Annotated in this window: 4 protein-coding genes and 1 pseudogene; 1 reads left to right on the top strand and 4 read right to left on the bottom strand. The window is 67.3% G+C overall.

What is annotated here, in order from left to right; all coding sequences use genetic code 11:
- Together R1101_RS0114990 and R1101_RS0114985 are read right to left on the bottom strand one after the other, a co-directional pair.
- Positions 1–320, bottom strand: a pseudogene (locus R1101_RS0114990) (hypothetical protein); the annotation flags it as partial.
- A gap of 58 nt (positions 321–378) precedes the next feature.
- Positions 379–1,659: a metal-dependent hydrolase family protein gene (locus tag R1101_RS0114985; RefSeq protein WP_037223612.1), complete on the bottom strand. Its 1,281-nt coding sequence runs from the start codon at positions 1,657–1,659 to the stop codon at positions 379–381.
- 174 nt (positions 1,660–1,833) lie between these two features.
- Between R1101_RS0114985 and R1101_RS0114980 the strand changes: the two genes are divergently transcribed.
- Positions 1,834–2,475, top strand: coding sequence for a hypothetical protein (locus R1101_RS0114980; RefSeq protein WP_016934211.1), 642 nt, complete (start codon positions 1,834–1,836; stop codon positions 2,473–2,475).
- Positions 2,476–2,512: 37 nt separating this feature from the next.
- Here the strand turns inward: R1101_RS0114980 and ligA are convergent, their stop codons facing one another.
- Together ligA and R1101_RS0114970 are read right to left on the bottom strand one after the other, a co-directional pair.
- A complete protein-coding gene (ligA, locus tag R1101_RS0114975; RefSeq protein WP_016934210.1) occupies positions 2,513–4,621 on the bottom strand; it encodes an NAD-dependent DNA ligase LigA in 2,109 nt (702 codons plus the stop codon).
- 37 nt (positions 4,622–4,658) lie between these two features.
- Positions 4,659–5,684 (bottom strand): methionine synthase, encoded by a 1,026-nt coding sequence (locus R1101_RS0114970; protein WP_016934209.1) that lies wholly within the window; start codon positions 5,682–5,684, stop codon positions 4,659–4,661.
- Positions 5,685–5,698 lie beyond the last annotated feature (14 nt).

The following is a 5,698-nucleotide window of genomic DNA, read 5'->3' as shown; positions in this document are numbered from 1 at the left end:
GCGGTCCGTGCGGCACCTGCCTGTGCGGCCAGAACCGTCACGCCCCCGGCGTCGAGGTCCAGGTCGAGGGGGCCGAAGACGTGACCCCACGGTCCGTGGAGTTCGATCCCGCGCGCAGACACGAGCGTGCCCGGGGTCTGGCGGGCAACCGCCTGCTGCACGGCCGGAGCTCCGTACGGAGGGGTCCCGAGATCGTCCGGTCCGGCTGTGCCCGCCGATGTTCCGCCGTAGTTTCCGTCCGCGACGAAGCGATCCTCGAGTTGTTCGTCCGACAACTCGTCCCATGCTCCTGCGTCGCTGTGCTGTCCGTAGTGGGTCACCGACCGTCCTTGCGCCGAACGAGTGGGGCGTGGTGTCGTGTCCGATACACGTCCACGATCACAGGCCGTTCTTGACGACGTGGCCGTTCTTCACGATGACCGACAGGTTCTTGGCCGGATCGGCGATCAGACTCAGGTCCTCGAGCGGGTTTCCGTCGACGAGGAGCACGTCCGCCCAGGCACCCTTGTCGATCACGCCCCATCGGGCCTGCCGGTACGGATCGCGCTCGCCGGCGAGCCGGAACAGTTCGGCGTTGCCGGAGGTGAGCATCCGCAGCGCGTCGAGGTTGCTGTAGTGGTCGCCGAGCCGCGCGGCCATCTCGCTCTGGCGCGGCGCGATCTGCGGCTCGAGCAGCAGATCGGTTCCCCATGCGGTCTTCACGCCGTGCTTCTGCGCCCACTCGTAGACGTGGTCGGTGCCGGTGCAGATCTGCTTGTCCTTCTCCGCACGATCCGGATCGGGATAGTGGTGATCACCGAGCGCGAAGGGCTGCATCGACAACCACACCTCCTTCTCCGCCAGCAGCGCGACGGTTTCCTCGTCCGCGAGGTGGCCGTGCTCGATCGACTTCACTCCGGCCGCGACCGCGCGGCGGATCCCGGTGACGTTGTAGACGTGGGTGGCCACGTAGGTGCCGTAGTCGGACGCCGCCTGGACCGCGGCCCGCAGTTCCTTGTCGATGAACTGGACGGTGTACAGCGGGTCGTACATGGACGCCGCCCCGCCGCCGACCATCAGTTTGATCTGCGATGCGCCCTTCTTGAGTTGCTCGCGCACGGCTGCGAGGACCCGGTCCTCACCGTCGGCGACCCGCATGAAGCCGATCTGTTCGGCGCGCGCCTGGTCGCCTCCGAGGGCCGTGGGGCATTCGTAGACGAAGCCGAAGTCGCCGTGCCCGGACGTCTGCGAGATCGCGGCCTGGGACGGGTAGATCCGAGGTCCGTCGAACAGCCCCCGGTCTATCACCGACTTGATGCTGCCGGTGTCGCCGGCCATGTCGCGGACGGCGGTGAAGCCGCGCAGCAGCATGTTGCGGGCCTCCGCGAGGCCGTTGAGCGCAATGTGCGCTTCGCTGCCCATCACCATGTCGATATAGGAGTTCGCGTTGCCGACGAGGTGGACGTGCGCGTCGGACATGCCGGGCATGAGAACCCGCCCGCCGCCGTCGATCACGTCGGTTTCGCGGCCGGGTTCGTCGCCGATCGGCGATGCGGATACGGCCAGGATGCGGTCGCCGTCGATCAGGACGTCGCCGGTGACGAGTTCTCCGGAAATTCCGTCGAAAACTCGCACATTACGAAAAAGGAGGCGATGGGTGGACTTACCGGTCTCCGTCATGGCTGGGACGCTAACGCGCATCGAACACGGTTTCCTACCAACCGACAAGTTTCCGGGCTAATTCACCCCGACCATTCACCCTTTTTATGAAATATACTCTGACCTGCACCTATCGGATCGGACAGTTTCTTCCGAAAACGCACAAATTTCCAATCTCCGACTTATACTGCGCCAATGCTGATTCACCCGACATTGCGCATGCAGTCCTGGGGATTCGCTATCGGGGCCGCCCTGTTCGCATTGGGTTCGGCACCCGGAATTTCGACGCTTCTCGGCACCGCAGGTGCAAATACTTCGTTCTTCGTGGGTTCCTGGTTCTTCACGGGTGCGGCATTCGTCCAATTGATGCGGAGCGGGCCGGCGACCGTCTCCGACAAGGGCAGCCCGGCGATCCGCGCCGACTGGCTGGCCTCGCTCACCCAGTTCATCGGTACGTTGCTGTTCAACGTGAGCACGGGAGCCGCACTGCACGCCCACACCGTCAAGGGTGAGGTGCACCTGGTGTGGAACCCCAATCTCGAAGGTTCCCTGTGCTTCCTGGCGTCGAGCGCCATCGCGTGCGCGATCCTCTGGCGGTCCGGCTCGCATTGGGCGCCGCGCTCGAAGGACTGGATCAGCGGATGGCTGAACATGCTCGGGTCGATCGCTTTCGGGGTCTCCGCGGTCGGTTCGTTCATCCTCGGCGACGGAAATACTCTCGACCCGAGCCTGGCCAACGCCGGCACGTTCGTCGGCGCGATCTGTTTCCTCCTGGCCGCGGCGGTGTTCCTCGGTAGGCGAAGCGCCGAGGAACACGAGTCCGCTACGGCTCCTTGAGAATCCGTCGACAGGACACCTGCCGGCGGGAAGCGTCTCAGTTCTCTCCTTCGCGCCCTTCCAGATAGGCGCGAGCAGCGTCGGGCCCCTCGTCGAGCAAAATCCGGAAACCGTCCTCGTCGAGCACAGGCACCCCGAGATCGGCCGCCTTGTCGGCCTTCGACCCCGGATTGTCGCCGATCACGACGAAGGCGGTCTTCTTCGAGACCGATCCGGCCGCCTTGCCACCACGCGCGACGACGGCTTCCTTGGCCTGGTCGCGGGAGAATTCCGCGAGCGTGCCCGTGACCACGATCGACAGTCCTTCGAGGGTCCTCACAATGGATTCGTCGCGCTCGTCGGCCATCCGCACGCCCGCTGCCGCCCACTTGTCGACGATGGCGACGTGCCAGTCGACAGTGAACCAGTCGGTCACTGCGGCGGCGATCGTCGGTCCGACGCCCTCGACGGCCGCGAGCTCCTCGACGGACGCGGACCGGATCCGGTCGAGGCTGCCGAACTCGGTGGCCAGGGCGCGCGCCGCAGTGGGTCCGACATGCCGGATCGACAGGGCGACCAGCACGCGCCAGAGCGGTTGCTCCTTCGCCTTGTCGAGATTCTGCAGTAGGCGTTCGCCGTTCTTCGACAGCACGCCCTTGGTGGTACGGAAGAACGGGATGCGTTCGAGGTCTTCTGCCGTGAGTGAGAACAGATCGCCCTCATCGGCGATGACGTTCCCCTCGAGGAGCGCCGTGCCCGCCTCGTAACCGAGCGCTTCGATGTCGAACGCTCCCCTACCCGCGACGTGGAAGACTCGTTCGCGCAACTGCGCCGGGCACGACCGCGAATTGGGGCAGCGCAGATCGACGTCGCCCTCTTTCGCGGGAGCTAGAGGTGTGCCGCACTCCGGGCACTGCGAGGGCATCTCGAAGTGGTATTCGGTGCCGTCGCGCAGGTCGACGACGGGGCCGAGCACTTCGGGGATCACGTCGCCGGCCTTGCGGATGACCACGGTGTCGCCGATCAGCACGCCCTTGCGCTCCACCTCGGACGCGTTGTGCAGCGTCGCGAGCGAGACCGTGGACCCGGCGACGGTGACCGGTTCCATGTAGGCGAACGGGGTCACGCGCCCGGTACGCCCGACGCTGACACGGATGTCGAGGAGCTTGGTGGTGACCTCCTCCGGCGGATACTTGTAGGCGATCGCCCAACGAGGAGCCCGGGACGTGGCGCCGAGGCGGCGGTGCAGTCCCATGTCGTCGATCTTGACCACGAGACCGTCGATCTCGTGCTCGACGTCGTGCCGGTGCTCGCCCCAGTAACGCATCCGCTCGACGACCGCCTCGGCACCCTGCACGCGCGCGGTGTGCGGGGAGACCGGCAACCCCCAGGCCGCGAAGGCCGCGTAGGCGTCGGACTGCGAACGGGGTTCGAAGCCTTCCATTCGGCCGTAGCCGTGGCAGTACATACGCAGGCGCCGCCGCGCGGTGACGGCAGGATTCTTCTGCCGCAGGGACCCGGCGGCCGAGTTGCGCGGATTGGCGAAGGGCGGTTTGCCCTCGGCAACCAGGCCCGCGTTGAGGGTCTGGAAGTCCTCGAGCCGGAAGAACACCTCCCCGCGCACCTCGAGCAACGAGGGAATCGGGTATTCGTCATTGCCGGTGAGCTTTTCGGGAACGTCGTCGATGGTGCGGGCGTTGAGGGTGACGTCCTCGCCGGTGCGGCCGTCGCCGCGGGTGGCGGCGCGGACGAGTTTGCCGTTCTCGTAGACCAGACTCAGCGCGACACCATCGATCTTCACCTCGCACAGATAGTCGGGGTGTGTGCCGGTCTCGGCCTCGGCACGCGAAAGCCACGCACGCAATTCGTCCTCTGCGAAGACGTTGTCGAGGCTGAGCATGCGTTCGAGATGTTCGACGGCGCCGAACTCGGTGGCGAATCCGCCGCCGACGAGCTGAGTGGGCGAATCCGGCGTGCGGAGTTCGGTGTACTGCTCCTCGAGCGCCTGCAGTTCGCCGAGGAGCGCATCGAACTCTCCGTCGGAGATGACGGGGGCGTCGCGCACGTAGTAGCGGAACTGATGCTCGCGCACCTGTTCGGCGAGATCCTGCCAGCGCTCACGCGCCTCCGGAGGAGCGGTGATGGGTGCGTCCGTCGGTTCACTCACAGCCTGCAAGCCTAGTCGAGGGAGCCGACAGGAACGCTCAGAGTGTGTCGGCTTCCTCGGCGAACGCCGAGGCGACGTCGCGCACGGAACGCAGGGCGGCCCGCGCCCCGTCCGTGGACGCCGAGGCCAGCCCGCAGACCGGACTCACCGCCACCGAGTGCAGCACCTTCCGGGGGAAACCGAGCCGGTCGATCAGATCGACGGCCGGTGCCGCGTACTCGCGCCAGCCCGTCGACGCCGGAGCGGTGGCAGGCACGAGCCCCAGGATCGGGACCGTGCCGGAGTCGAAGAGTTCCCCGAGTCCGTCGAGGTCGGAGCGTCGCACACGACCGACGTCGAATGCGACCGCCTCGGCAGCGCTGCGCCGCAGGAAATCGGCCGGGAAGGTGTCCGCGCAGCAGTGCACCGCGACGGACAGTCCGGTGCCCCGGATCGTCGTGTCGAGCACGTCCAGCGCTTCCGGATCCGGGACCGCGGGCACGGTCTCGAGAATGGTCCGGCCCTTCAGCGTTCCGGCGAGCACGTCGGGAAGCGACGGTTCGTCGAGTTGCGCGACGACCGGCACACCGATCCGGCGGGTGATCTCGGCCGCGTGCCGGGCCAGCCCTTCCCCGAGCGATTCGGCCAGCTCACGGACGGCACCGCGGTCGGTGAGCACCCGTCGCCCGGTGGCGAGTTCGACGTGGGCGGCGAGGGTGAGCGGTCCGGCGGACTGTACCTTCACCGGGCGGGTGGCGTCGGAGCCGGCGCGTTCCCAGGCCTCCTCGAGCGCGTCGAGATCCTGCGCGAGCAGGTCGCGCGCCCGGGCGGCCACGGTGCCGCGCCGCGACGCCAGGCGATATCCGGTGGTCGAGGTGTCCAGATACATGTCGACGAGCAGCGCACTGACGCGCCCGATGATATCGGCGCCGAGCCCACGCGCCGGTAACTCGACGAGATGCGGCAGATCGGTGAGTTCGCCGACGACGACCGCAGCGGCCTCGCGCGGGTCCGTTCCGGGCCACGAACCGATGCCTGTCGCGGCACCGGACCACACCTCGCGGCCGGTGGCAGGTGCCGTCACCGCTCCCCTGCCGT

Origin of the sequence: Rhodococcus sp. R1101 (assembly GCF_000278445.1) — a bacterium.
Classification (GTDB): Bacteria; Actinomycetota; Actinomycetes; order Mycobacteriales; family Mycobacteriaceae; genus Rhodococcus; species Rhodococcus gordoniae.
This window is presented reverse-complemented; position numbering and strand designations above follow the sequence as displayed.